Origin of the sequence: Granulicella sp. L56, assembly GCF_009765835.1 — a bacterium.
Taxonomy (GTDB): domain Bacteria; phylum Acidobacteriota; class Terriglobia; order Terriglobales; family Acidobacteriaceae; genus Edaphobacter.
Genome location: NZ_LMUS01000006.1, coordinates 395672 through 421584, shown reverse-complemented (window position 1 = coordinate 421584; position 25913 = coordinate 395672). Strand labels below are relative to the sequence as shown.

20 protein-coding genes and 2 riboswitches are annotated in these 25913 nt (G+C 57.4%); of the genes, 12 read left to right on the top strand and 8 right to left on the bottom strand.

The genetic code is table 11. From position 1 onward, the window contains the following. Nucleotides 1–84 precede the first annotated feature (84 nt). From pstS to phoU, 5 genes are all read left to right on the top strand, one after another. Nucleotides 85–1134, top strand: a complete 1050-nt coding sequence (pstS, locus tag GSQ81_RS09565; protein WP_256369662.1) for a phosphate ABC transporter substrate-binding protein PstS — start codon at nucleotides 85–87, stop codon at nucleotides 1132–1134. 95 nt (nucleotides 1135–1229) lie between these two features. Next, the gene (pstC, locus tag GSQ81_RS09560) at nucleotides 1230–2300 is read left to right on the top strand and encodes a phosphate ABC transporter permease subunit PstC (RefSeq protein WP_371715243.1); all 1071 of its coding nucleotides are present in this window, start codon (nucleotides 1230–1232) and stop codon (nucleotides 2298–2300) included. Nucleotides 2301–2343: 43 nt separating this feature from the next. Then, complete coding sequence (gene pstA / locus GSQ81_RS09555) at nucleotides 2344–3219, top strand: phosphate ABC transporter permease PstA (RefSeq protein WP_158912148.1); 876 nt, start codon at nucleotides 2344–2346, stop codon at nucleotides 3217–3219. Then, nucleotides 3219–3977, top strand: coding sequence for a phosphate ABC transporter ATP-binding protein PstB (pstB, locus tag GSQ81_RS09550; RefSeq protein WP_158910541.1), 759 nt, complete (start codon nucleotides 3219–3221; stop codon nucleotides 3975–3977). The genes pstA and pstB overlap by 1 nt, the downstream gene beginning before the upstream one ends. Then, on the top strand, nucleotides 3974–4639 hold the full coding sequence (phoU, locus tag GSQ81_RS09545) for a phosphate signaling complex protein PhoU (RefSeq protein WP_158910540.1): 666 nt from the start codon (nucleotides 3974–3976) through the stop codon (nucleotides 4637–4639). Before pstB ends, phoU begins: the two co-directional genes overlap by 4 nt. A 1-nt stretch (nucleotide 4640) precedes the next feature. Here the strand turns inward: phoU and GSQ81_RS09540 are convergent, their stop codons facing one another. The 3 genes from GSQ81_RS09540 to GSQ81_RS09530 are packed head-to-tail and all read right to left on the bottom strand — an operon-like array spanning nucleotide 4641 to nucleotide 12124. Continuing rightward, entirely contained in the window at nucleotides 4641–8243 is a 3603-nt protein-coding gene (locus GSQ81_RS09540) for an exodeoxyribonuclease V subunit beta (protein WP_158910539.1), read from the bottom strand. Next, complete coding sequence (locus GSQ81_RS09535; protein WP_158910538.1) at nucleotides 8236–10932, bottom strand: PD-(D/E)XK nuclease family protein; 2697 nt, start codon at nucleotides 10930–10932, stop codon at nucleotides 8236–8238. The genes GSQ81_RS09540 and GSQ81_RS09535 overlap by 8 nt, the downstream gene beginning before the upstream one ends. 46 nt (nucleotides 10933–10978) lie before the next feature. After that, nucleotides 10979–12124 carry a sugar MFS transporter gene (locus tag GSQ81_RS09530; protein WP_254060103.1) on the bottom strand — a complete coding sequence of 382 codons (1146 nt, stop codon included), beginning with the start codon at nucleotides 12122–12124 and terminating at the stop codon, nucleotides 10979–10981. Nucleotides 12125–12174: 50 nt separating this feature from the next. On the opposite strand from GSQ81_RS09530, the gene GSQ81_RS09525 reads away from it, so the two are divergent. After that, a complete protein-coding gene (locus GSQ81_RS09525; RefSeq protein WP_158910537.1) occupies nucleotides 12175–13062 on the top strand; it encodes an SCO family protein in 888 nt (295 codons plus the stop codon). A gap of 68 nt (nucleotides 13063–13130) precedes the next feature. On the opposite strand, the gene GSQ81_RS09520 is transcribed toward GSQ81_RS09525, so the two are convergent. The 4 genes from GSQ81_RS09520 to GSQ81_RS09505 all read right to left on the bottom strand — a co-directional run bounded on the left by GSQ81_RS09520 (nucleotide 13131) and on the right by GSQ81_RS09505 (nucleotide 17578). Continuing rightward, the gene (locus GSQ81_RS09520; RefSeq protein ID WP_158910536.1) at nucleotides 13131–13664 is read right to left on the bottom strand and encodes an outer membrane beta-barrel protein; all 534 of its coding nucleotides are present in this window, start codon (nucleotides 13662–13664) and stop codon (nucleotides 13131–13133) included. Between the two features lie 50 nt (nucleotides 13665–13714). Further along, the gene (locus GSQ81_RS09515) at nucleotides 13715–14266 is read right to left on the bottom strand and encodes an outer membrane beta-barrel protein (protein ID WP_158910535.1); all 552 of its coding nucleotides are present in this window, start codon (nucleotides 14264–14266) and stop codon (nucleotides 13715–13717) included. 131 nt (nucleotides 14267–14397) lie between these two features. Beyond that, complete coding sequence (locus GSQ81_RS19810; RefSeq protein ID WP_158910534.1) at nucleotides 14398–16236, bottom strand: hypothetical protein; 1839 nt, start codon at nucleotides 16234–16236, stop codon at nucleotides 14398–14400. A 91-nt stretch (nucleotides 16237–16327) separates the two neighbouring features. After that, entirely contained in the window at nucleotides 16328–17578 is a 1251-nt protein-coding gene (locus GSQ81_RS09505; RefSeq protein ID WP_158910533.1) for an energy transducer TonB, read from the bottom strand. Nucleotides 17579–17819: 241 nt separating this feature from the next. Between GSQ81_RS09505 and galE the strand changes: the two genes are divergently transcribed. The 6 genes from galE to dcp all read left to right on the top strand — a co-directional run bounded on the left by galE (nucleotide 17820) and on the right by dcp (nucleotide 25673). Next, nucleotides 17820–18788 (top strand): UDP-glucose 4-epimerase GalE, encoded by a 969-nt coding sequence (galE, locus tag GSQ81_RS09500; RefSeq protein WP_158910532.1) that lies wholly within the window; start codon nucleotides 17820–17822, stop codon nucleotides 18786–18788. Nucleotides 18789–18831: 43 nt separating this feature from the next. After that, nucleotides 18832–19407: a DUF421 domain-containing protein gene (locus tag GSQ81_RS09495; protein ID WP_158910531.1), complete on the top strand. Its 576-nt coding sequence runs from the start codon at nucleotides 18832–18834 to the stop codon at nucleotides 19405–19407. A 45-nt stretch (nucleotides 19408–19452) separates the two neighbouring features. Continuing rightward, nucleotides 19453–19514, top strand: a riboswitch (Fluoride riboswitch). A 39-nt stretch (nucleotides 19515–19553) separates the two neighbouring features. After that, complete coding sequence (gene crcB, locus GSQ81_RS09490; protein ID WP_158910530.1) at nucleotides 19554–19979, top strand: fluoride efflux transporter CrcB; 426 nt, start codon at nucleotides 19554–19556, stop codon at nucleotides 19977–19979. Between the two features lie 254 nt (nucleotides 19980–20233). Further along, nucleotides 20234–20304, top strand: a riboswitch (Fluoride riboswitch). A 12-nt stretch (nucleotides 20305–20316) separates the two neighbouring features. Continuing rightward, complete coding sequence (locus GSQ81_RS09485) at nucleotides 20317–21672, top strand: chloride channel protein (RefSeq protein WP_216846411.1); 1356 nt, start codon at nucleotides 20317–20319, stop codon at nucleotides 21670–21672. Nucleotides 21673–21697: 25 nt separating this feature from the next. Then, complete coding sequence (locus tag GSQ81_RS09480; RefSeq protein WP_158910529.1) at nucleotides 21698–23434, top strand: glycoside hydrolase family 9 protein; 1737 nt, start codon at nucleotides 21698–21700, stop codon at nucleotides 23432–23434. A 67-nt stretch (nucleotides 23435–23501) separates the two neighbouring features. After that, nucleotides 23502–25673, top strand: a complete 2172-nt coding sequence (gene dcp, locus GSQ81_RS09475; protein ID WP_254060102.1) for a peptidyl-dipeptidase Dcp — start codon at nucleotides 23502–23504, stop codon at nucleotides 25671–25673. A gap of 22 nt (nucleotides 25674–25695) precedes the next feature. Here dcp and GSQ81_RS09470 read toward each other — a convergent pair whose 3' ends face one another. Continuing rightward, the gene (locus tag GSQ81_RS09470) at nucleotides 25696–25893 is read right to left on the bottom strand and encodes a hypothetical protein (protein ID WP_158910528.1); all 198 of its coding nucleotides are present in this window, start codon (nucleotides 25891–25893) and stop codon (nucleotides 25696–25698) included. Nucleotides 25894–25913: the final 20 nt, after the last annotated feature.

Here is a 25913-nt window from a genome sequence, read left to right as displayed (position 1 = left end):
ATCTTTGTAACCTTGGCTTAACATTGCTGGACGACACTCAAAGAGATACAAATCCAAATTTTCCGAGGTAATCAGGTGGAACGAGTGAGTTTAAAAATTGCTGCCGCGGTGTTGCTTGCGTTCTGTGTCACGGGCTGTAAACAATCTGCCAGCACGTCTGCAACATCGGAAGGCCAGAGCAGCGCGCAGAATCTGAATGGCGCCGGCGCGACGTTTCCTTATCCCATCTATTCGCGCTGGTTCAGCGAGTATGCCTCTGCGCACCCTGGAATCCACATCAATTACCAGTCCATTGGATCGGGTGGAGGCATTCGCCAGGTTTCTGAGCAAACGGTTGACTTTGGAGCGAGCGACGGGCCGATGTCGGACCAGCAGCTTGCGGCGTCGAAGACTCCTCTGATGCATATTCCTTCGGTTCTGGGTGCGGTGGTGCCGGTTTATAACATTCCGGGTGTTACAGGAAATCTCAACTTTGCTCCGGATGTGATCGCCGATATTTACCTGGGAAAGATCACCAAGTGGAATGACCCACGGCTGGCGAAGGACAACCCCGGCGTCAAATTCCCCAGCTCCGCGATTCTTCCGGTGTATCGTTCGGACGGAAGCGGAACGACGTACATCTTCACGGATTTTCTTTCCAAGGTGAGCCCGGAGTGGTCCACAAAGGTAGGCAAGAGCACATCGGTGAAATGGCCGGTAGGCATTGGACAGAAGGGCAATGAGGGTGTCGCTGGAATGGTGCGCCAGTCGCCTTCGTCGTTTGGCTATGTGGAGCTGATCTACGCGCTGCAAAACAAGATGACCTATGGCGCTGTTCGTAACGCCTCAGGCAAGTTCGTTCTTGCAAGTACGGATGGCGTGACCGCGGCTGCAGCAGCAGCGGCTGCGAATATGCCTGCGGATTACCGGGTCTCGATTACCAACGCGGCGGGAGATGCCTCTTACCCCATCAGCAGCTTTACGTGGTTCTTGATTCCCACGCATTCCTCTGACCCTACGAAGACGGCAACCCTGAAGGATTTCCTGACGTGGATGCTCGATCATGGCGAGAGCGAAGCGTCGTCCATGGGTTATGCTCCGCTTCCCGCACAGGTCCAGAGCATGGTCCGGCAGAGCATTGCGAACCTCAAATAGGCTGATCTGCCGCACGGCTGCAAAAGCCGTGCGGCATCTCTGGCTTTCCTTGGCTACAATCAATTACAGAGACTCACATCACAGGATTCAGGATTGTGCCTCCTAGTCGTATGACTACCGAACGAGAATCAGGATCTTCGCTACCGGCTGAGCCGTCATTGACTCCTGCCGTCTTCGCTGCTGCCAACCCGGCCACAGGCGGAGCGGCACCTTCGCCTATACGCGACTATCTCAACAAGCGGGGCAGCGGACGATTCGCGGACAGCAGCTTTGCAGCGCTGATGCTGCTTTGCGCATGCAGTATCTTCGCCATCGTTGCCTTCATCTTCTGGATATTGACGGCGCGCTCTCATCTCAGTCTGATCCAATTCGGCTGGAAGTTTTTCTCGCGCTCGGCGTGGGACCCGGTCTCCGGCGATTTTGGCGCGCTGCCGTTTATCTATGGCACGCTTGCGACGTCATTTCTCGCCCTGTTGATGGCGGTTCCGCTTGCACTTGGCGTAGCGGTATTTGTTACGGAACTTTGCCCCAAGCCTCTGCGTGCACCGATCTCCTTTCTTACGGAGCTGCTGGCCGCGATTCCCAGCGTTGTGTATGGCCTGTGGGGAGTGTTTGTTCTCGTTCCGCTGATGCGAGATGTTGTTGGGCCATTCCTTTCTAAAACGCTTGGCTGGACGGGGCTCTTTGAAGGCCCAAATTTTGGAGTGGGTCTGCTGACGGCGGGCATCATTCTTGCGATCATGATTTTGCCCATCATCTCTTCGCTGACACGAGACATTATGCTGGCGGTGCCGAACAGTCAGCGTGAAGGTGTTCTTGCGCTGGGTGCGACTCGGTGGGAGATGATTCGCGTTGGCGTTCTTCGCAACTCGCGCATCGGCATCGTCGGCGCAATTATGCTTGGCCTGGGGCGCGCCCTTGGCGAGACGATGGCCGTCACCATGGTTATCGGCAACCACCCCAATATCAGCAAATCGCTCTTCGCGCCTGCCAACACGCTGGCCAGTGTGATCGCAGGAGAGTTTACCGAGGCGACGGGAAATCTCTACTTGAGCGCGTTGATTGAGATCGGCCTCGCTCTTTTCCTGGTCACGATTGTCGTCAATGCGATTGCGCGGCTTATGGTGTGGGCAGTCACGCGTGGCGCGCCGGTAGGAGCGGCCTGATATGAGTACACAGCCTGTCGTTCCGCCCACGCAACCTCGTCCTATGAACTTTCAGTCGAAGGCGATGCGCTTCAATACCGCTCGCCGCGCCGCGACAAATTATTTTGTTAGCGGCCTGGCGGTGCTTGCTACTGTTATCGTCCTTGCCCCGCTTGCCGCGATTCTCTTCTATCTCGTCTACAAGGGTGCAAGTTCGCTGAACGTGGCCTTCTTTACCCATATTCCCGCTCCGGTCGGCGAGGCTGGCGGCGGCATGGCGAACTCGATCATGGGCTCGGGAGTCATTCTTTTCCTCGCGAGCCTGATGGGAATCCCTGTTGGGATTTCAGCCGGAGTTTATCTGGCGGAGTTTGGCCGTGGCAAGATGCTTGCCAATGCTGTGCGCTTCACGGCCGACGTGCTCAATGGAGTTCCTTCGATTGTGATGGGCATTGCCATCTATTCGCTGGTGGTGATGCCGCAGAAACATTTCTCGGCGCTGGCAGGCGGCATCGTTCTTGCCATCATGATGGTGCCAACGGTGACGCGCACTACAGAAGAGATGTTGTCTACTGTGCCTCATGCGATTCGAGAAGCGGCGCTGGGGTTGGGCGTTCCCAAGTGGCGAACCGTGCTCTCGGTCAGCCTTCGCACAGCATCACCGGGAATTATCACCGGCTGTATGCTCGCCTTTGCGCGCGTCGCAGGAGAGACTGCCCCGCTGCTGTTTACAGCATTCGGCAACCAGTTCTGGAGCTTCAAACTCAATGAGCCAATCGCTGCACTGCCGTTGCAGATCTATGTTTACGCCATCTCCCCGTATGATGAGTGGCATCGGCTCGCGTGGGCCGGTTCGCTTGTTCTTATCGTTATGATTATGGTCTCAGTCACGCTCGTCCGCATCTATGCCAGCCGCGGCGTACTCAAGGGAGGAAGCTAGTGGGAGTAGGCATTCAGGTCGAGAACCTAAACGCGTGGTATGGCAGCACCCACACCTTGCAGGACATCAACCTGCATATCCCCGCGAACCATGCCACTGCGCTGATCGGGCCGTCCGGTTGCGGCAAATCCACCTTTGTGCGCTGCCTCAATCGGATGCATGAGACCAATCCGATTGCGCGAGCAACGGGTACCGTCAGAATGGGCGAGCTGGATGTTTATAAAGATGCATCGCCGGTAGAGATTCGCCGCCGCGTCGGCATGGTCTTTCAGCGTCCCAATCCATTTCCAACCATGTCGATCTATGACAATGTGGTCAGCGGTCTGAAGCTCAATGGCTTTCGCAATAAGCGGGTGCTCGACGAGACGGTGGAGCGGTCGCTGAAACAGGCCGCGCTGTGGGAAGAAGTCAAAGACGACCTCAAGAAAAAATCAGGCGCCAGCCTCTCCGGTGGACAGCAGCAGCGCATGTGCATCGCCCGTGCTCTTGCGGTCGATCCCGAGGTGCTGCTGATGGACGAGCCTGCGTCCGCGCTCGATCCTGTTTCGACCTCGAAGATTGAAGACCTCATCTTTCAGCTTAAGAGCCAGTACACCATCGTTATCGTTACGCATAACATGCAGCAGGCTGCGCGCGTGGCCGAGAACACGGGCTTCTTCCTCAATGGCAAGATGGTCGAGTTCGATTCGACCCACAAGATCTTTACGAACCCCCGTGATAAGCGCACCGAGGATTACATCACCGGGAGGTTCGGATGACCCGGATTAAATTCCAGCAAAACCTCGACGACCTCAAGGAGCGATTGCTCATCATGGCCGGCATGGCGGAGCAGGCCATTCAGCGGTCGATTGAGGCTTATAGCAGCCGCGATCTCAGCATCTGTGAACTCGTCTTTCGCTCTGAGCCCGCCATCAATCGGCTTGAGCGTGAGATTGACCAGATGGCGCTGGACCTGCTCGCGATGGAGCAGCCCATGGCGATCGATCTTCGCTTCATCCTCTCGGTGATTCGCATCAATGCCGATCTGGAGCGCGTAGGCGATCAGGCAGTCAATATTGCGATTCGCGTCCGCGAGATGGGAGCCTTCGCCAATACGGATCTCCCTGTAGACATACCGAAGCTGGCTTCGCTGGCGTCTGCGATGGTGCGCAAGGCGCTGCAGGCTTTCATTGAGGCTGATGCGGAATTAGCTCAGTCGGTATTGCTACTCGACGATCAGGTGGATGAGATGAACGATGCGGCGTTTTATGCGCTCAGCTCGTTGATCAAGGAGAAGCCTGAGCTGACTCCGCAGTCGCTCAATGCGCTCATCATTGCGCGCAACCTTGAGCGGGTTGGAGACCACGCCACCAATATCGCGGAGGATGTGATCTTCTGGGTGCGCGGATTCGATGTGCGGCACAATCCGCGCACCGATTAGTTCAGGCTGTCTCGGGGGCCCACCAGGTTAGCTGCGATAGAAGCGGATAGTAGAGCGCGAGACGGATTTTTCTTCCTGCACTGTTGATCGTTTGCGCGTAGGTCTGCAGCTGCGCGCTGTATTTTGCTTGCTCGGCTGCGAGAAACGCTTCGATGCCCTCGCTTCCGTGCGTGGTCGTCTTGTAGTCCACGATCCAGAGATAGTCGTCTCCTTCCGCTAGCGGTGTTGCTCCTGCGCGAAAGATGCGATCCAGTCGCACGCTTCTGCGCGCCTCTGCCCATGAGGTGAGCGCAATCTCGCTGAATGCTTCTTTGCGGGTTCCCAATATCCAGCGTCCTTCAGCATTACGCAGAGTGTTTTCGAGTGCCGTGCGCACGCGCGATGCTAGTTGCTTTGCACGAGAAGCGGCCACGCCATCGCCACGTAAAACCGCTGAGATTCGCGGCTCCCAGGTTGCTATTTCGTTTAGCAGTTCCTTGGGGTGAGTTTCATGCTCGAGTTGCTTCGCTATCAATTCTAAAAATTCATGCACTACGTTTCCAAAGGCGCGCGCCTCGAATGAGCCTTCCGGTCGTTCGAAGCGAGCTAATGGTGCTTCGATACCGATATCTCCATACGAGAGTTTTTGCGCGGCGGCAAATCGCGCTGCTGGCAAAAAGTCCAGGGGCAGACGCTCCAACATTGCGGGCCGTTCCTCAACTGCCGCTGCGGCCAGATTGCCAATGAACGCATCGGAGGTGGGCGAGGACTCCTGATTCGACAGAAGAGGCGTTGTCTGCACGCTATCCGCAGCTTCATGCTCGGCCATGAAATGCCGTTCTGCCGCAGGCCACGCCGCGCTCAACAGGCTTCCGTATGCTTGACTGATTGAACCATCCGACTTCGCCTCGGGAGCGGCGAAGAGATGCAGCTCTTCCTTCGCTCGCGTGCAGGCGACATAGAACAATCGCTTTCGCTCTGCCGCATCGCGAGCCTTCTCGATGTTGTTGAGCCAATCGTTCAGTTCTCGCGATTCCTCTCCTTTGCCGACAATCGGAGCAAGAACTACATGCGCGGCGTCCGCTCCACCCGAATCGATCTCATTCCACGTCAGCAATCTGCCGCCCGATACGCGCGCCCTCTTCTCCAGTCCTGGCACGATCACTACATCCCATTCCAATCCCTTCGCTCCATGGATCGTCATCAGATCTACCGCGCCTGCGCTGATTGCTGCTTCAGCGTAGAGCCTGTCAAGCCGCGTCTTCAGCAGGCTTAAGTCGATTACGCCTGCGTGCTCTTCTATTTCATCCAGTAGCTGAAGGTAACGGCGCGCATTCGCCATCTTTTCAGGCGTCAAATAGGCGTCGCCACCGAGCGAGCGCCAAGTTCGCTCTACCCATTGCGCTGTCGTCAGACGGCCGCGTTGCTCCGATGCGGACTGTAGCACCGGCCAGATCCTCGTCAGCCGCTCGCAGCTTTCGTCGCTCAGTAGATGTCCGCGTTCGGCGAGAACATCGTCGATGGAGCGCTCTGCCCAGGTGCCCTCATCTGCTCCCGCAAGTATGTGCAACTCAGATGACCCAAGCCCACACCAGGGAGCATGTAGTACCGCGAACCATGCCACTCTGTCCGCCGGATGCAGCAGTGCTCGTGTCAATGCAAAAAGATCCAGTACTTCGCGTTGCTCACCCAGCGCCTTGATATCGACGGCACGATAGGGAATTGGGCCTGCGCCATTATCTTTTTCCAACGTAACGACAATGTCGGCTAAATGATTTCGGCTGCGCACTAGCACTGCAATCTTCCAGGGCTCGCTTCGCTCTTCTGGCAATGGGCGAGCCTGCCATTGCTCGATGATCGCGCGGATTGATTGCGCGTCTGCTTTTGTCTGCTTCCTGTGAGCAGGAGTATCGGCGTCAGGTAATCTATTTGCGTGCCACACGATGTCGCTTGCACCGTTCGACGACCTCCCGCGTATTGCATCGGCCAAAACATATTCGACCTCACCGGAAGTTGCAGCGTTGGGAAATATCAGCGAAAAATCATCATTGAAAGCACTCACTAGCCCTTGTTGCGAGCGGAAGTTCGCGGTCAAGCGCAAACTTCCTACGGGCAAGTCGCCTAGCTGTTCCGCCTGCATCGTTTGCACAAAACGTTCGACCCGCGCTTGCCGGAAGAGGTAGATCGATTGCTTGGGATCGCCTACTAGAAAGACTGTCTGGCTGTGGCCATCCCAATTTTGGGTTAGAAGTTGGATCAACTCGTACTGACTGGTCGACGTATCCTGCATCTCATCGACCAGCAGATGTTGCAGTCTCATCCCTAATGCTGCTTCCAGATCGTGTACGCCGTTCTCGCGGCGCAATGCTGTCTTCGCGAGCAATCCGAGTTCTGCAAAATCGCATTCTCCGCGCTCGGCAAATACGAGCTGCAGCTCCGCTAGAGCATGGCTGAGGACGCGAAAGAGCGCCTTCGCGACGACCCATTGTTCCTGAGGATATTTCGCTGGAGGCAGATAATTGACTGCCTGGATTGCTGCCAGGATGTCATCGCGATGGCGCAGTTCTTCGACAAGGTCTTTCAGCCGTGCGGCATCGTTTTTGCCGATCTCGAATTTGAGCCAGATGCCGCGGAAGCCGGAGCGCCAGCTCCCATCGCCTCTCGTCAAGAGATGAATGAGTGCGCGCCAATGCGCGAGGTGTTCTGCAGACTCTTCTGGTGCCGTGTGCAATCCGGCGCAGATCGCGATGGGCGAAGCCGAGCCTTTGTATCCGCTCGCATGTCCCAACTCTCCGGCAAAGTGTGAAAGCTCTTGCAGGATGTCTGCGGGTAGAGTTTGCGAAAGCCGCGTCAATCCAGCACAGATCGCTTGATCGAGCGCTCGTTCCAAGCGAGGCAGTACGATCTCATCCAAATAGGCGTCGTCGAGATCGCGCCCGGTGAGCGGAACCAGTTCGCCCCACTGATCTCGTAGCGCCAACATTCCTGCAAGCAGACGTTCGCACTCGGCGAGATTTCCATCGCGGTGCAACAGGACTAGTCGCAGTGCTGCGTTCAAGGAATGGTTCTGTCCGCCGAGTTGCATCAATGTCCGTCGTGCAGCCTCGCGATGAAGCTCCGAAGCATCGAGCACGGGAGACTGCCCGCCACCACCACCCGAGAGCACTGGCAAGGACCCGGCGATTTCGGCACAGACAGAGTCAATGGTGCGCACTCTTAGTCTGCGTGGATGTTCCAGCAGTCCCCACCCCAGCATTTGGTCGCGGCGCAGAACAGCTTCGGCCAGCGCACGGGTTTCTCGTTCGAATTCACTGTCGCGTTGCAGCGGCTCGTTTCGCGATGCCTTCTCTAACTGAGTTACAACGCGTTCGCGAATCTCCCCCGTCGCCTTAACTGTGAACGTGATTGCCAACACCTGTTCCGGCTGCTCCACGCTTTCATCACCGAGCAGCTTCAGATATCGCTGGATCAGAAGCCCGGTCTTGCCCGAGCCTGCTGGAGCCTCTACGATCCAGGATTGCCTGATATCGAGTGCCTTCTCGCGTTCGCTCCAATCGGGTGGCCTTACAGCATCAGGGTTGCTTTGCGTCTCTGGCTCGGACCCAACAACGAATAGCTTAGTCACGCTCTGCCTCCGTTGCTTCTTCGTCATCGTCTTGCTCAAACGATGCCGGGTCAACGCGGCACAGCAATCGTTGTGCGCAATAGGTACAGGTGGATGGAAAGTTCTTCGGTCTTACACGGATGTCGCCGTTATAAAAATCTTCTGCGAGCGAAGTCAGTACCTGCCTCCACTCCTCGACCTGCTGTTCGAGATCTGCGGGATGCTGCCGTGGTACTCGTATTCCTGCGTTGCTGCTGGTGGCGAATCCCTGCAGGCCCATATCTTTTCCTGCTCGTACCTGGCCGAACGCCACGGCTTCGAGTTGCTCGGCCGCGGACAATACTGCGTACAGCGGCAACTGGGGTGCTTCGGGCCGGTCTGTGAGCCACTCGCTCGGCTTGGCCACGCCTGTCTTGTAGTCGATGATGATATCGCCGCCCTCGCCAATATCTACGCGGTCCACGCGCACGCTCAAGCGTAGCGGCCCAATTTGCACACCCTTCAATTCCTTCTCACTGAGTTTAACTGTGAATGGTGGCCGGGTTAATTCAAGCTCCAGCCATGGACCTAACAGGTTTCGCAGACGCTCGCGCTGCATGTCCAGGTAGGCCGCATCCCACGCAGTCTCGCTCAACTTCTCACTCTTTTCCAGAGCAGTCGCTATGCACTGATTGAGTAAAGCCTCGCGCTCGGAGCGTTGCATAGCCTTCAGCGCGCTCTGAGTCTTAACTTCGTTCCAGAATTTTTCGAGAACGAGATGGACGATGGTGCCGCGTTCTGCTGCATCCAGACCCATCTCTGTGGTGCGCAGCTCTGTCGACCAGAGACGCCTCTCTGCAAATGCACGAAACCCGCAGGCGGCTTGCAGTCGCAGGATCTCCGCACCGCCGTGAATCACCTGATCTGGCAGGGGCTGCAAGCGGGTTCGGTCTTCGATCTTTTCGGTTTCAACGAACATTGGCTTTGCTTCGGCTGCTGTAATCTCTTCAATCGCCACTGGATCGAGCGCCAAACCATTCATTGCGGAGGACAGGCGTTGCCGTCCTTCGGGAGATTCGGCAGCATAGCTGAACACGACGGTAGAGGCGCTCGCGGCGATTCGCTCCGTTATGCGCTGTGAGCGATTCGCATCCTGTTGCGCATCGGTGCCGGGCATCTCAAGATCACGCTGTAGCGGCCAAGGCAGCAATGGGTTGGCGCTTCTGGGGAGCGGCCAACTCAAATCGCCGCTTCGCATGAACCAGATAACATCGAATGTTGAACCTGCGGCTTCGAGTGGCCCCATGATCTGTACGGGAGCCTCGCGCGACTCAGGCGCAAACATCGTTTGCTGCGCTATTCTCGCCAGCGCATCCAGAGCCTGCTCGAACCCAACGCCCTGTCCGTCGAAATCGAGCGTGGATAGTTCATCCAGAGCGCTCTCCCATTTACGCCGCGTTTGAAACTCAACACTGTCCTCGCCTTTGCCTGCTCCCCACGCGACGGCAGACAGAAGCTCCCGCATTGCTTCAGCCCATTCCGAATGCGAGCGCTGTGCATTCTTCGCCAGACGGTTCACGACTATCTGCATCATTCGCAAATTATTTAGCAGGCCAGTGAGTTTCGATTTGCGCCTGGAGCCTTCCATCGCTCTCATCAACCATTCCAGCGAAATCTCTGGACGTAGAAGCTTCGCTCGCCGCAGGTCGAATGCGTCGAACTCAGCCCGCGCTCCGTACTCTGTTTTTATCGCCGCCAGATAAGGGGAGAGCAGTAGCCTGCTTACGCGCTCCAGCGGAAGCGCTCCTGTGCACCATCGCAGCAAATCCAAAGCAGTCGCAGCCATCGGAGTATCCGCGAGCATTACGCCAACGGAGAACTCGAAGGGGCCTGAATTTGCATTGGCTGTAATATCCTCAAGCTCCGGGGCCAGGATCTCTCTGAAGACTCGATCGATCTCGGCGCGCTGTTTTTCCAGATCGGGCACGATCACCGCAACGCGAGAGTGCGGATGTTGCTCAAGCATCTTTCGCACTCCGAGAGCCACAATCCGAAGCTCCTTACGCTCATCTGCCGTCGTGACGATCAACTGCTGTTCTGGCACGATGGTGATTGGCAACTCTTCAATATTTACTCCAGCGCCGCGCAATGCATCCGCGAGTCTCAATTGGGCCGGAGTCATCGAGTCAAATCCAACGAGCACGATTTCTGATGTCGTCTTAACTTCCAGTTGGCCAGCAGAGGCTGCGGCTTGCAGTGCAGACTCCAGTTGCGCGCGCGCCAGTAATCCATCCGCTCTGCATTGCTGCTCGAACTTCAATGCCCACCGGTGAAAGGCGCGCGTATCGGAACTCACAGCGGCTCCGCGCAATCGTGCGTGGCCGTTATAGCTGCACAGCAGACTCCATGCCTGTGCCGCCATGTCTGCGAGGGAGTCAATGGCCCGGAGGCTGCGCAACTCTGCATCTGCTTCCAGAATGTTTTGCCATACTGCATGTTCCTGTGCTCGGTTCAGCAGCAGCTTTGACGTGTGACCACCGATGAGCAGCACATGCCAGAGGTCCGCTGTCCAGGCGTCCCATGCCATGATCACAGGAGGCTGCCAGCTATCCCGCCCCAGTGAGCGCTGCCGGCGATCAAAGGCAACCCGCAACGTTCGCGCCGCGCGCTGATTTCCCGTCACGATGGCTGCGCCGCGCTCCAGCGCCTGTGCAATTTCTACTGGCAGCAAATCTTCACCATCCATCTCTCGGTTATACGCCCGCTGGCGTTGGAAATCAGCTTGTCAAAGCCTGATTGGAGTTTCTCCACAGACTCATCGCGAGCAACAGGATTGCGGCTGCCAGTGGCAGTGCGAGTGCTACCTGTAACGACCCTGTCCGCGTTGAGACCACTCCCATCAACCAGGGCAATCCTGCCGCGCCCAATCCCGACACGGCGAGCACGATGCCTGCCTGTCGTGCTGCGGGTTTTTCGGCCATCAGTAGAGCAAACGTGGACGGAAAGAAGGGAGCCAGGCTGAAGCCCAGCAGCACCGCAAACGCCGCAATCCCCATAGCCGAATGTGCTGTCGCCAGCCCGGCGGTAAAGATTACGGCAAGCACCAATCCCCAGCGTTGCACCGTCTTCTCCCCAATCTTCAACATGACAACCGAAGATCCGGCGCGGCCTGCGGTCAGCGCCATCCAGAGCAGTAAGGTGGTGTACTCGCTGACGGCCAGGGTTTTGTCGCCATATCGCAAGGCGTACGTTGTGAGCCACCCGCTCAGGCAGGTCTCCAGTCCACCATAGAGAAACAGCAGCCCGGCGAAATAGAGTAATACTCCCCAGCCGAGGCCCTTGCTGTTCGAGGGAGTATCCGCTGCTCCGATCTCTTCCGGCGCGCCCAGTATCTCTGTTGTCATTGCCAGGGCCGCGACCATAAACAGCACGGCGAAACACTCCAGCATTCCGCGCAAGGCAAACCGCGGCAGCAGCCATGCGGCCAGCAGGGGAGAGAGCATCGCGCCGAAGCTCCACGAGAAGTTCAGCAGCGCCAGTGCCGATCCTCGATGCTCGGTATAGCGGCGCCCGGCAAGAATGTTGGTAGAGGCGATGATCTGGCCCAAGCCGAAGCCGCCGAGAAAAAGCCCAACACATGCCATGGCGAGACCCGGTGCCACTGCAAATATGCCGAAGCCCACCGCCGCGGCAGACAGTCCTGTCAGCAGGCTTTGCCGCAAATGCCGTGAGACGCTGACTCCTCCGGTAAACGAGCCGCAGAACTGCGCCAGCAGCAGCAATCCGCTCTGTGCGTCCAGCAAGTGCCACTGCCGGGTCAGCAACGGCAGGATCGGCCCAAGCAGGGCAGTGCCCAACCCGGTCAGCACAAATCCAAAGTGCATCAATCCGGCGGATGGAGAGACTTTGATTCGTTCAGCCATTCGACCCCCACCAAGTTCTTTCCATTATCATCAATCAAGGAGTTCCTGCCTTGCCCAGAAAAGCCTTATTTGCACTCCTCTTCGTTGCGCTCCTCTCGGGCTGCCACAAGTCCTCCGCTCCCCCCGTCAGTTCCTCTGCCGCACAGGCGACCTTTCAAATACGAGGCAAGGTCGTCAGCACCGATGCGGCGCACGTCACTCTCGACGGCGAGGCGGTCCCCGGCTTCATGGACGCGATGACGATGCCCTATAAGCTCAAAGATCCGATGGTCGCCACGGAGCTTCACCCCGGCGACCGCATCACGGCGACCATCCTTGCCGACAAAGATGGCAGCGACTTCGCCAATGTCCGTCTGGATAACGTCGTCATCATCTCGCAGGCGCGCCCCGACTACAAACCCGCCGTTCAGTATCACGTTCCCAAGCCTGGTGACGTCATACCCGACTTCAGGCTGCTCAACCAGAGCGACCAGACGATTCATCTGGCGCAGTTCAAGGGCAAGGTGCTGTTGCTCACCTTCATCTATACTCGTTGCCCGCTTGCCGATTTCTGCGTGCGTATGAGCCGCAACTTTGCCGAAGTCGATAGAGCGCTGGCTGCTGATCCGGCTCTGTATCAACAGACCCATCTGCTCAGCATCAGTTTCGATCCTGCCTACGATACGCCGAAGGTGCTTCGCAGCTATGGTGGCGCTTACACAGGTCTCTATACCAAGGAGAAATTTCTGCACTGGGACTTTGCGGCGCCCACCGAAAAAGAACTGCCTGCGCTTACCCAGTATTTCGATGTAGGTATTACTGGAAGCGGCAAGTCCCTCTCTCACTCTCTCTCAACCGTTCTCATCGGCAAAGACGGTAAGGTTGTCGCGTGGTATCCGAATAATGAGTGGAAGCCTGCCGATGTTGTAGCCCAGATGAAACGAGCTGCCGGAGCTTGAAATCTTCCGCGCGGAAGCAAACAAAATGCCCCAGCTTACGCCGGGGCATTTTGCTTGAAGAACGCGGATTAGAAGTGATAAGCCGCGCCAAAGGTAAACAGCGTTGGTGTCAGGCCGCTTTGTGGGAAACCCAGCCACCTCTGATACTCAAAGTCGGCTCGCGCATTGAGGTGCTTCAAGACTCGATAATCGACACCCCCGCCGACGGCAAAAAGGTTGTAGGCCAGATTGGCATGTCGAAAGCCAGGAAACGCCGGGAAGTTGAAGACGCCGCGGCCATACATGCCCTTGGCATAGGGAGAGAACCGGCCGTAAGTGCGGTGGTAGCGGCCACCGATCTCATAGGTCTTCTCATAGACTTCCGAACCGTTTCCATCCTTGACGAAATGGAACTCGCCTTCAATGCCAAGGTGGTGGATGAAGTCGTAATCGAAATAGGCTGCACCGCCATTGATGCGATTAGGAAGGTAATCGGAGTTGGCCGTGGTGAAGCCGCCACCGATTTGAAGATCGGCAGCACGGGAAGCGGTTGGCCTGGCTTGGGCCAGTACCGTGGTGGCTGCACCAGCGAGGCTGATGAAGACGAGAAGTTTGATAAGCAATCACATCTCCTGAGACTGTCGGCTTGCGCCCCAATCAGATAAACAGAGGTCTAACGAAAAGAATACGCGATGCCGGCGGTCATGACGATGGGGGAAAGGCCATTGTTTTTAAATCCAGGCCAGTCCTGGTACTCGAAATCGAAGGCGCGAACGTTCAGGTGCTTTGTAGCCCGCAGGTCGACTCCTCCGCCAAAGGATAGAACTCCATAGGTATAGGTTGACGCGGGCCTCGCATATGCATTCGGAGCCTGGAACCCGAAACGACCAAGCCCAAAGAGCGCCTTGGCGTAGGGGGTAAAGCGATGATAATGAAAGCGGTATCGTGGGCCGAGGAGGTAGGTATCCTCAGAGATATCGGTCGGTGTCATGATGTTGACGAAGTGCATATCGCCTTCTACGCCGAGGTGGCGGGTAAAATCGTAGTCTCCATAGATCGATAGCCCCCCAATCCCTTTCTGGGCATAGTCCGGACGAGCGTAGGTTACGCCGCCGCCGATTTGCAGGCTGCCGGAGCGGGCTGCGGTAGGAGAAGCTTGTGCGTGCGACCATGTCGTGAGGCCAAGCACGCAGGCGAAACAGCCAATAAGAGTGTGCAGTTTCAAAGAGATACCCTCCTGAGGGGATATTGGTTGGGGAAAGCCAATTCAGAAGAAAATTTGAACCAATCAGTTGCTTAACCAGGAAGGCGTGGGAGAGCCAAAAAACGCCCTGTACCCACGCCCTCTTCGATAAATTACTGCTGTGGAACGGTGGCCTGCGGCTCTGCAGCCGGAGGCGTTGCGTTTGCCGGAGCTGCCGCGGGTGCTCCGGCCGGTGCTGCTGCTGCCGGGGCTGCCTCGGACGGTTCCTGATAGGTAGTCAGTTTCAGATAGACCGGCTCGACCTCGAAGGGCATCTTGTCAGCCGGGCTTAGGAGAGGCTCATAGGCGGTATGCATCACCGTCACCTGATCAGTCCAGGGATTGAAGCGAAGGAACGCGGACAACGGCATGGCTGCCTGCTGCTTGAGATCGTTCACGTTGAGTTTGGGACTCTTGCTCATCAACGCCTGCATCCAGAAGGTAGAGTCCTTGTCGTTTCTGACCAGGCCATCTCCGATCTGGGGCTGATTGAGTCCCTGCAAAGCCTTGATGCGTGCCTGAAGCTGCTGGAGGTAGAGGCCGAAGTACTGTTCGCCGTCAACCAGCTCCTTGGCATTCAACAGTTCGATAGCCTTTTTCGCGGCTGCCTCGTTGTCGGCATCGGTGTGGTGCATAGGGATGCGCTTGAACACCGAGGTCGAGGGGAAGAGCAACTGGTCGTTGAAGGCGTACTTGGTATCGAGGCGGTGGCCAAGGATGATATGAGCGACCTGGAAGGCCAGCAGGGCATTGAGATTGCCCATCTGCTGCGCGCCGTCCTGGGTGATGATGCCGGTGGTGTCGATCAAGCCCTTGGAGAGAATGATGGTGTTGCCGATGGACAACGACTCCAGCGGCTGGGTGAGCAGGGTGCGAACGCGGATGGGCCGCGACAAGGTGATGTTGTTATAGGCCAGGATATTGTTGGCCAGATCCGCGAGCGTCTTGTCGAAGTCGCTGGGAGCATCGAGTAGGCCGGCCTGATAGAGACGATCGACGACGTTGTCCTCTGCCTGCTGGACCCATGCGCGCTGAGCGCCCAGCGGGCTTATATCCTGGGCGTCGTTGCTGACGTCCGTTGCGCCGACGACATCGAGCGACGTGTTCGAAGACTCGTTGGTGGGGACCTTCAGGGAGTAGCCCCAGATGTGGTTGATTGCCTTGAACTTCAGGGTGTGCGAGGGGCTGTTCGAATCACTCTCTTCCACATAGGCGGAGGTCGGCAGCCAGAGGTCAGGCTGTACGTTCGTACGCCAACTGTCGAAGTGATAGAACTCGCGGTAGCCCTTCTCGCTGCCGGCGAAGTCGCCGTTGAATCGCACGACGTTGCCACCGCCGGTCTCGATCCAGATGCGGCCGAAGAAGCGGCCCACGGACTTGGTTCCTGGTGCCGGGGCGACGTCGAAGACGGCAGTTGGGATGTTGCCGAGGAACTCGTTGCGGACAAAGCCGAAGACGTAGTGCTGCCGGTCAAAGCTGTTCGAGTCGATCAGCAGCATCTGAACAAAACCAGTCTGGTTGAAGTTCAGGTGCAGGCTGTTGCCGAGGCCAGTGACGTAGGAGCCGGAGTGCTTGAAGAAGCCAAGCGGCCCGCTAGACGTGGACCTGTTCTGATAAGTGTTGTCGCCGATGACATTGTTGAAGTCGACGCGACCCAGAAAATGCTGGTCCGACTCTGGCGCCTGGCCCACGACCGGATCCGGCTTCATGTTCTGAAGATAGGTCTCGACGAGGGGAGCTCGCTGCTTGAGGGTCGCAACGACCACCTTTTCACGGGTGATTGCTTTGTCGATCAGCGCATTTTCCGCTTGAGTAAGCTTGCGGGAAGACACGACACTGGTGTCCTGCTTGTTTTTTCCACGGTGCGGGAAGCCTGCTGCACCGGCAGGCAGGGTGATTGCGACTAAGAATGCCAGCAGCACACCGGCGGTTGAATGTTTCCCGTAAATCATTGTTTGCGGCTCCTGCGGCGACCTTGCGGTCAGCCTTCTTAATTTGGTCTTCATGATGCTAGCTAGTCAGACTACACTCAAACAAATAGGTTTATCCGGCAAGCTGGAAGGCAACGTTGACGACGCCCTCCCAATCGACTGGTCGGCCGGATGCATCGGTAGCTGGAGAAAAGCGGGTACCTTCTACGGCGTGGACAGCCGCTTCGCCGAGACCATACCCGAGGTCGCGGGTAACTCCCAGTACCTGAACAGATCCCGCGGCCGAGACGCGAAGGCGGACCGAGACCGTGCCCTCAATGTGCTCCTTGATTGCCTCAGCGGTGTACTGCGGACGTGGTTTGTACAAGACCTTCGGTGCCGAGCCTGAACGGGCATAGGTGGGGGCAGAGGACGGTCCGGCTGGAGGCTGAGCGACTCGGCCAAGATTGACCGGGGTACCTGCTTCGTGGCTGTGCGAGTTCATCGGACCGTTGCTTCCGGCGACTCCCAGCCGGACGCCGCGAACGGCGCGTGATGCATTGTCGCGGCCATTCATGTCCTGGCTGCCCGGGGAGCCGGAGCCGAGCGTGACGGCTTTAGCGGCTGGGCCTGCTCCCGAGTTGGAGGCAGGCATACCGGCCATGCCTCTCTGTCCGAGATTGATGGCGCTGATGGCAGGCCGGTTGGAAGGCGCGATGGGATTGTCAGGACGACCGAGCGCCACAGCGGCAGGATGGGGCGAATCGTTGATGACCGCGGCGGGCCGCGCGCGTCCCAGATTGACGACCTTGGGTGCGGGTGGCGGCTGAATCCGCTTGGGCGGCGCAGGAACCACGACCGGGGCAGGATGCGTCATCCGAACCACGGGGATCTTGGGTTCAGGCTCCTTGACCTCGGGCACCTTGATCTTTGGCGGCTGAACCTTGACCACTGGCTGCTTCGGCACTGGCGGTGTGTGGATCACTGGGGGAGGAGGAGGCGGCTTGATCGGCAACGGCTCGACCAGCGTAATTACTGGTTTCTCGGGTGGCGCAATGGTGTTTTTAACTGCGGCCCCGATAATAATGATAACGATCGCAATGACGACGTTGATCACGACGGAGCTGAAGAGCGAGGATCTGCTCTGGCTGCCGTCATTCAAAATGCCAAAATGCTTGAACTGAATATTCTGCGGTGCTGGGTTGTCGCTGCGAAGCGGCTTTACCATAAAAATCCTTCGAAAGGCCCCATAACCGAGGCGGAGGATGAGGCCGATCCCGGCGACACAACCAGAACCGGGGGAAACGGGAGGAAAAAGCTCCGCCATGGTTGATTGCTGGCGGAGAAACTTCGAGCGATCGGGCTTCGCCGATCTACTCGACAACACTTTTGCTTAGACGGAAATAAATCCTTGCAGTCGTAATACTTTCTTATGTAGACAGACGAGAAAAGAAGGAGAAAAGGTTGTAGCAGGTGTCGTACTTTGGGGAGTAACTTCAGTTTCGTGTGCCGGCACTCTGCGTGTTGCCTACTGCAAGTATAGTGCCGGAACGCTATGTGATTGACACTGGCACTTTTGTGGTATCCAGATAGAGAACAAATTGGGCGGTAATGGGAGATTTTTCATGAAGATTCTGGTAACAGGCGGAGCGGGATATATCGGTGGAACGGTAACACGGCTGTTGCTGGCAAAAGGCCATTCCGTGACCATTTTCGATAACTTGTGCCACAGCAAGAGATCGGCAGTGGCGGAGGGGGCTGAGTTTATTCTTGGCGATCTGGCGGACCGGGCGCTGGTGGAAAAAACGCTGGGCGCCGGCCATTTTGACGGTGTCATGCACTTCGCAGCTTTGATTGAGGCAGGCGAGAGCATGAAGAAGCCGGAGATCTATTTCCGCAACAATACCGCCTCGACATTGACCCTGCTGGAGTCGATGCTGGCAACCGGTCATGACAAGCTGGTCTTCAGCTCCACGGCCGCCTGCTATGGAGAGCCTGAGTCGACGCCGATTCTCGAAGACGCCAAGCTACAGCCAACCAACGCATATGGGGAGAGTAAACTCCTTGTGGAGCATATGCTTCGATGGATGAACCTCATCCATGGGTTTAGGTATGCCAGCCTGCGCTACTTCAATGTTGCAGGAGCAATCGAGGGCTATGGAGAGGCGCATGAGCCGGAGTCGCACCTGATCCCTCTGATTCTGGATGTAGCCTTGGGACGGCGGGAGAACATCAAAATCTTCGGGCGGGACTATCCGACCAAGGATGGCACCTGCATCCGGGATTATATTCATGTCCGGGACTTGGCTGAGGCGCATCTGCTTGCCCTGGAAGCACTTAAGCACAAGAGCCGGTTGATCTACAACATTGGCAACGGGCAGGGTTTTACGGTGCTGGAGGTGATCGAATCGGTACGGCGGGTTACAGGAAAGGCGATTCCGGTTGAGGAGCACGAGCGCCGTGCGGGCGATCCGGCGGTGCTGGTGGCCAGTTCCGAGAAGATCAAGGCGGAGTTGGGTTGGAAGCCGCAGTTCGCTGAGCTGGACAAGATTATTGCCAGCGCGTGGGAGTGGCACCAGAAGCGATATGCCTGATTTGTAGTCGCAGTAACGGAACAACCGTAAAAGGAGTTTTTCTGTGATCCAGAGTATGTTTGTCCTCCATCTGCCGATTCTGGAGAAGTTGCTGCGGCCCATGATCGTCTACCTCTTCCTGATCGGGTTCCTTCGCCTGTTCGGGAAGAGGGAGCTTGCGCAGTTGAATCCGTTCGACCTGGTGGTTCTGCTGAGTCTGTCGAATACGGTACAGAACGCGATGATCGGCGACGACAATTCGGTGACCGGTGGCATTATTGGAGCGTTTGCCCTGCTGGCGATTAACTGGTTGCTGACGCTGGTGCTGTTCAAGAGTCCAAAGCTGGACAAGGTCGTCGAGGGCACTGAGACCGTGCTGATACGGCATGGCGTGGTGGATGAGGCGGCAATGAAGAAAGAGGCCCTGACCGATCTGGAGTTGAAGTCCGTGATCCATAAACAGGGGCTCAATGATTACTCGGAGGTGGAGAAATGCGTGCTGGAGCCAAACGGCACGTTCTATGTGGAGGCGAAGACCCCGAGTTCCGATGATGCCGAGCGGAGGGAGGTTCTGGCATTGGTGCGAACGCTCTCGACGGAGGTGCGGGAGTTGAAGGTGCTGCTGGCGGCCAGAGGGTAGGCCTCCGCGATTGGTTTGCGAAAGAGCATCTTGCGGGAATAACATCTTGGTGAGGGGAATGGAGTCTCCCGAAACCGCCCGACAGGGCTGATGACTCCTGCCAGTTCAATACGCTCTGCGAAAGCCGGGCATACTACGAGGGCAGGATGTCAACCTATCTCTGGATAACACTAGGCAGTGCACTGGGTGGGGTGCTGCGCTATGCGCTTACGCGGCTAACTCTCGACAGCAGTACGAGTTTTCCGTGGGGAACAGTCCTCGTCAATGTGATCGGCTGCTTCGTCATAGGCTTCTTCGGCACGTTTACCTTTCCCGGTAGCCGATTTGAAGTTCCTGAGAACATCCGCTTGTTCGTAATGGTCGGGTTGTGCGGCGGCTTCACAACCTTCTCTTCCTTTAGCCTGGAGACCTTCGACCTGCTGAGGACCGGGGAGTGGAGCCGTGCCCTGACGAACGTTGTATTGTCAGTTCTGCTTTGCCTCGGTTCAGTGGCATTGGGTCATATGGTCGCGCATCGCGGCAATGCGATCTTTGCCGTCGCGGCCAACCAAGAAGAAGAGTACACCGGCTGATAGACGCAGCCGCTGCATGTCAACTTATTTCACATCAGCCGAACGGTCTCCTTCGTAGTGCATGATGTGGTAGTGGCCTCCCAGCCATTCCATAGAAGCGGTTGCTTGTTTCTGTCGAACATCTTGCACGACTCCTTAGTTGGAAAATCTCAGGCAAGCGAAATTCTATCGAGAGAGCGTTCCCCCTGCTTTCTCGCCTCGACCGATAAGAAAAGCCGATTGACCCTTCATCGGACGATTGATAATCTACGGATACAACCATGGGTGATGGAGTTCGCCCTAACCGCCTGCGCGGCCTGCGCAAGCTGATGACTCCTACGACATCGTAGGAGGTCCTTTGCAGAAAAATAACGTAGTGTGGTCTGGAAGCGAGCAGGCGCACATCCTTGTCGATCTGCTGCGCTGGCTGGCGATTGCTTCTGTTGCCGGAGTTCTGGCTGGATCGGCGTCGGCGCTGCTGCTGGCTTCGCTGGAGTGGGCGACAGCGGTGCGCGAGAGCCATAAGTGGATCATTGCGCTACTGCCGCTGGCCGGATTGTTCGTCGGCTGCCTCTACAAATATCTTGGCACTTCGGTTGAGGCAGGCAACAACCTCATCCTCGACGAGATCCATGACCCCAAGGCAGTGTTGCCGCTGCGAATGACCCCGCTGATCCTGCTGGGGACTGCAATCACGCACCTCTTCGGTGGCTCGGCTGGGCGTGAGGGAACCGCGATCCAAACCGGAGCTTCGCTGGCCGATCAGTTGACGCGTCCCCTCGGGCTGAATGCGAGGGACAGACGCATTCTGCTGATGGCAGGTATCAGCGGCGGCTTCGGCTCGGTGTTTGGCACTCCCCTGGCTGGCGCAATCTTTGGGCTGGAGGTGCTGGCGATTGGCCGTATCGGCTATGACGGCATCTTTCCGTGCTTTGTGGGAGCCTTTGTTGGCGATTTCATTACGCGTGCCTGGGGCATTCACCACACGATCTATCGCGTGACTTCAGTGCCGAAGCTCACCTTCGCTGGGTTTCTTTACGCCATCGTCGCGGGCGCAGCGTTTGGCCTGGTTGGGATGGCCTTTGCAAAAACGACGCACGCCATCGCGCACTGGGGCAAGAAGAACATTGCGTGGGCGCCGTTGCGGCCATTTACGGGCGGCGTCATCGTTGCGGTGGCGGTCTTCGCCATCGGCACCACGAAGTACATCGGCCTCGGGATACCGACGATTGTCGCGGCGTTCGCAACTCATCTGCCGCCGTATGATTTTGCCGCCAAGTTTCTGTTTACGGCGGTGACGTTAGGCTTTGGATTCAAGGGCGGCGAGGTCACACCTCTGTTCTACATCGGGGCCACGCTGGGCAATGCGCTGGCATGGCTGCTGCCGCTGCCGCCCTCGCTGCTGGCTGGCATGGGGTTTGTCGCGGTCTTTGCAGGTGCGGCCAATACCCCGATTGCGTCATCGCTGATGGCGGTGGAACTGTTTGGCGCCGAGGCCGGGGCCTATGCAGCAATCGCCTGCGTGGTGAGCTACCTGTTCTCAGGCCACGCCGGAATCTATCACTCGCAGCGTGTCGGCCACAGCAAACACGCAAGGACCAAAGGCGAAGAAGGCTTGTCGCTTGCCGTTGTGGCGAAGGGACGTGTGAGACGAGTAATCAATCCTTCTGCAGAGAATGACCTCGAAGGTCAGAATGAACCTCGTCAAAAGTAAAGTGAGTTTGCGCTAAGATTGCTCGATGAAACGTAGAGAGGCATTGCGATATCTGGGCGCTGGTGTGACGGTGCTTCATCCCGGAGTCCGAGCGTTGGCGGAACTGGGAGGTCGTTCTGAGGAAGCTGCGAAGAGCGGCGGTATTTTTTTGAATCAGCTTGGCTATTCTTCCTCCGGCGCGAAGCAGGCTACGGTCTGCTTGTCAGATATGAGCCGGCGTGAATTTCAGATTTGCTCTGTCGCTCATGATGCCGTGGCCTTCAGGGGCCGATTGGGGCAGCCTGTCAGCGATGCGGCATCGGGTGATCGGGCGAGCGTGGCCGACTTCTCCGCATTACGGACGGAAGGCATATATCAGCTTCAGGTTGGTGATCTCCGCAGCGATCCGTTTCCGATTGCAATGCAACCGTATGCTGCAGCTTTACAGAAGGCCATGCGTGGGTTCTACGGACAACGTTGCGGCTGTGCTGTCGATCTTGGCGGAGGCTATAAGCACCCAGTATGTCACGTTGCGGGAGCTTATCATGCGACCTCGGGGAAGAGTGGTTCGATAGCAAACCATGGCGGATGGCACGACGCTGGTGACTATGGCCGCTATGTGGTGAACTCAGGAATCTCGACCGGCACATTGCTTTGGGCGTGGGAGCTTTATCCGCAGGCGTTGCGGCGTCTCTCGTTGGATATCCCTGAGAGCGGCGGCAAACTGCCGGACTATCTTGCCGAGGTGCGCTGGAACCTGGAATGGATGCTTTCCTTGCAGGACGCCGACGGCGGCGTCTGGCATAAGCAGACGAGCGAACATTTCTGCGACTTCATCATGCCGCAGGATGATTCGTTGACCAGCTATGTCATCGGCACGGGAGAGGCACCGTACAAGAGCACATGCGCGACCGCGGACCTTGCCGCTGTCTTGGCGATTGCGGCGCGCTGCTACGGCCCTTATGACGCTGCGTTTACGCAACGGTGTCTCACAGCGGCGCGTCGGGGCTGGGCGTGGGCGGTGGCGCATCCCAATGTGACCTTTACTAACCCGCCGTCGGTCTCGACCGGAGGGTATGGAGATGAACATTGTGGCGATGAGATTCTGTGGGCTTCGGCGGAGCTGTGGCGTACGACCGGAGAGCCGCAGTATGAGAAGGCTTTTCTCTCCGCAATGCCTGCGAATGGCGTCACGCTGACGATCACGGAACCGGATTGGAGCAACGTAGCTTCGATGGCTTACTGGACGTATGCGCTGGCGGAACGGCACGGCGATGCTGGCGTGAAAGGACGCATTCGCGAGGCGACGCTGCGTACGGCTGGCGTGCTGATCGAGCGCAGCCGGAAGAACGGCTACGGCAACACGCTCGCGTTGCAGGATTATGTGTGGGGATCGAATGCCGTGGCTGGCAATCAGTCGCTGCTGTTGTGGATTGCAGATCATCTTCACGCTGATCAAGTGGTGCGAGATACGGCGCTGAACAACCTGCACTATATCGTTGGGCGCAACTGCTTTGGGGTGTCGTGGGTGACGCAGCTGGGTGTGCGTCCGTTTGAGCATCCCCATCATCGGCCCAGCGCGGCCGATGGAATTACTGCTCCCTGGCCGGGTTTGCTCTCGGGTGGACCCAATGCCGGTGGTGGCGACGCTGTGGCGAACCAAATGAAAAAGCAGCCACCGATGCGTATGTGGATTGACGATCAGCGGGCCTATTCGCTCAACGAGATCGCGATCAATTGGAACGCCCCGCTGGTTTTTCTGCTTGCTGCGGCGAATGCGTAGGTCGGCTCCGGTGTGTTGGGACCGTAACAATCCTCTACAATCGAGCGTGTGAGGGACATGACCATCTATGAATACAATTCGTCCGCGCAAGAACAAATTTTTAATGCCGAGGATGTGTCTTCTGACCGCTGCTAGCGCTATTGCCTTGAGTTTAGGTGCCGCTCCTGCATTCGCTGCCGGTGCGGAGTTTGGACCGTCGAATCCGTTTTATGCCGCTAGCACGCTACCGTTTCAGGCGCCGCCGTTCGACAAGATCAAGGACAGCGACTACCAGCCTGCGATTGAAGCTGGCATGGCGCAACAGCTCGTCGAGATGAAGGCGCTTGCCGATAATCCCGCCCCGCCGACCTTCGAGAACACGCTGGTGGCGATGGAGAAGACGGGTCAGTTGTTCGACCGCGTGATGATGGTGTTCAACGGCGTTACCGGCGCGAACATGGACCCCGAGCTGCAAAAGGTGCAGGACATCGAAGCGCCGAAGCTGGCCGCGCATGACGACGCCATCTATCTGGACTCGAAGCTCTTTCATCGCGTCGAGACGATTTACAAGGAGCGCGAATCGCTCAAGCTCGATTCTGAGTCACTAAAGCTTGTGGACTTCTATTACAAAAAGTTTGTCCACTCCGGTGCGAACCTCTCCGATGATGACAAGGCGAAGCTCAAGAAGTTGAACGAAGAGGAGTCGACGCTCTCGAATGCCTTTATCACCAAGCTGCTGGCTGCGACCAAGGATGCGGCTTATGTGACGACCGACAAGGCAGCGTTAGCAGGAATGAGCGATGCGCAGATCGCCGCAGCGGCCGAGGCGGCCAAGGAGCGCGGTAAGCAGGGTTGGGTGCTTCCGCTGCAGAACACGACACAGCAGCCGGGCCTCGTTTCGTTGAGCAATCGCGAGACACGCAAGGCGCTATTTGAGGACTCGTGGACGCGAGCGGAACGCGGCAACGCGGACGATACGCGCGCCACCATCGCGCGGCTGGCGCAAGTTCGTGCCGAGAAGGCGAAGCTGCTCGGCTATCCGAACTTTGCAGCGTGGACGCTCGAGAACCAGATGGCGAAGACACCCGAGGCAGCGCTGAAGTTTATGGATGCGCTGGTTCCGGCGGCATCGGCGAAGGCTGCATCTGAGGCCAAGGATATTCAAGCCGTGATTGATGCGCAGAAGGGCGGCTTTACTGTCGAGCCGTGGGATTGGGAGTTTTATTCCGAGCAGGTGCGCAAGGCCAAATATGATCTGGATGAGTCGCAGGTCAAGCCCTACTTTGAGTTGAGCAACGTGCTGCAGAATGGCGTGTTCTACGCCGCGAATCAGCTCTACGGTCTGACGTTCAAAGAGCGAAAGGACATTCCCGTCTACAACCCAGACGTGCGCGTCTTCGAGGTCTTCGATGCGAATGGCAAGCCGCTGGCGCTGTTTTACTGCGACTACTTCAAGCGCGACAACAAGAACGGCGGCGCGTGGATGGATGTCTTCATGGGCCAGTCCAAGCTGCTGGGCACGCTGCCTGTGGTCTATAACGTCGCCAACTTTCAAAAGCCTGCGGCGGGCGAGCCAGCGCTGATCAGTTTTTCTGATGTGACCACGATGTTCCACGAGTTTGGCCATGGGCTGCATGGCATGTTTGCCGATACCGAATATCCGAGCCTTTCTGGAACTTCGGTGGCGCGTGACTTCGTGGAGTTCCCATCGCAGTTCAATGAGCACTGGGCGAGCTATCCAGCGGTCTTCAAACACTTCGCGAAGAACTACAAGACTGGCGAGCCGATGCCCGACGAACTGGCTGCAAAGATCAAGAAGGCAGCAACCTTCAATCAGGGATACGAGTTGACGGAGTTGCTGGCCGCGGCAGAGCTTGATATGCAGTGGCACACGCTGCCTTCCACTGCAACTTTGCAGGGTCCCGATGCGTTTGAAAAAGAGGCTCTGGAGAAGACGCATCTCGATATCAGCTATGTTCCGCCGCGTTATCGCTCGAGCTACTTCATGCACATCTGGGGCAATGGCTATGCGGCTGGCTACTACGCCTATCTTTGGACCGAGATGCTCGACGACGATGCGTACCAATGGTTCGAGGACAACGGGGGCCTGACTCGTGCCAATGGAGAGCGCTTCCGCCGCATGGTTCTTTCGCGGGGCAATACCGAGGACCTGGCGAAGATGTATGCGACCTGGCTGGGCAAGCAACCGAATGTCGAGCCGATGTTGAAAGACCGCGGCTTGGAGCCCGCCGGCAAATAACGCGGGAGAGATAAGAGTGCTGTCAGCCCTTTTTGTTCTGGAGGGCTGACAGCTTTTCCATGGCTTTGCTGTAACGCTCTGGCGGGGCAGGGAGCTGCGAGTCGCGCAGCGCGGCACGATAACCGCCCATGTAGATGGAGTACATCACGGCCAGCGCACAGCCTACTCCGAAGGCAAAGCCCAGAAAAAAACCGATTGAGGCTGTCCAGTAAAAGGGCATGATGTGAAGTCTACCGCGTA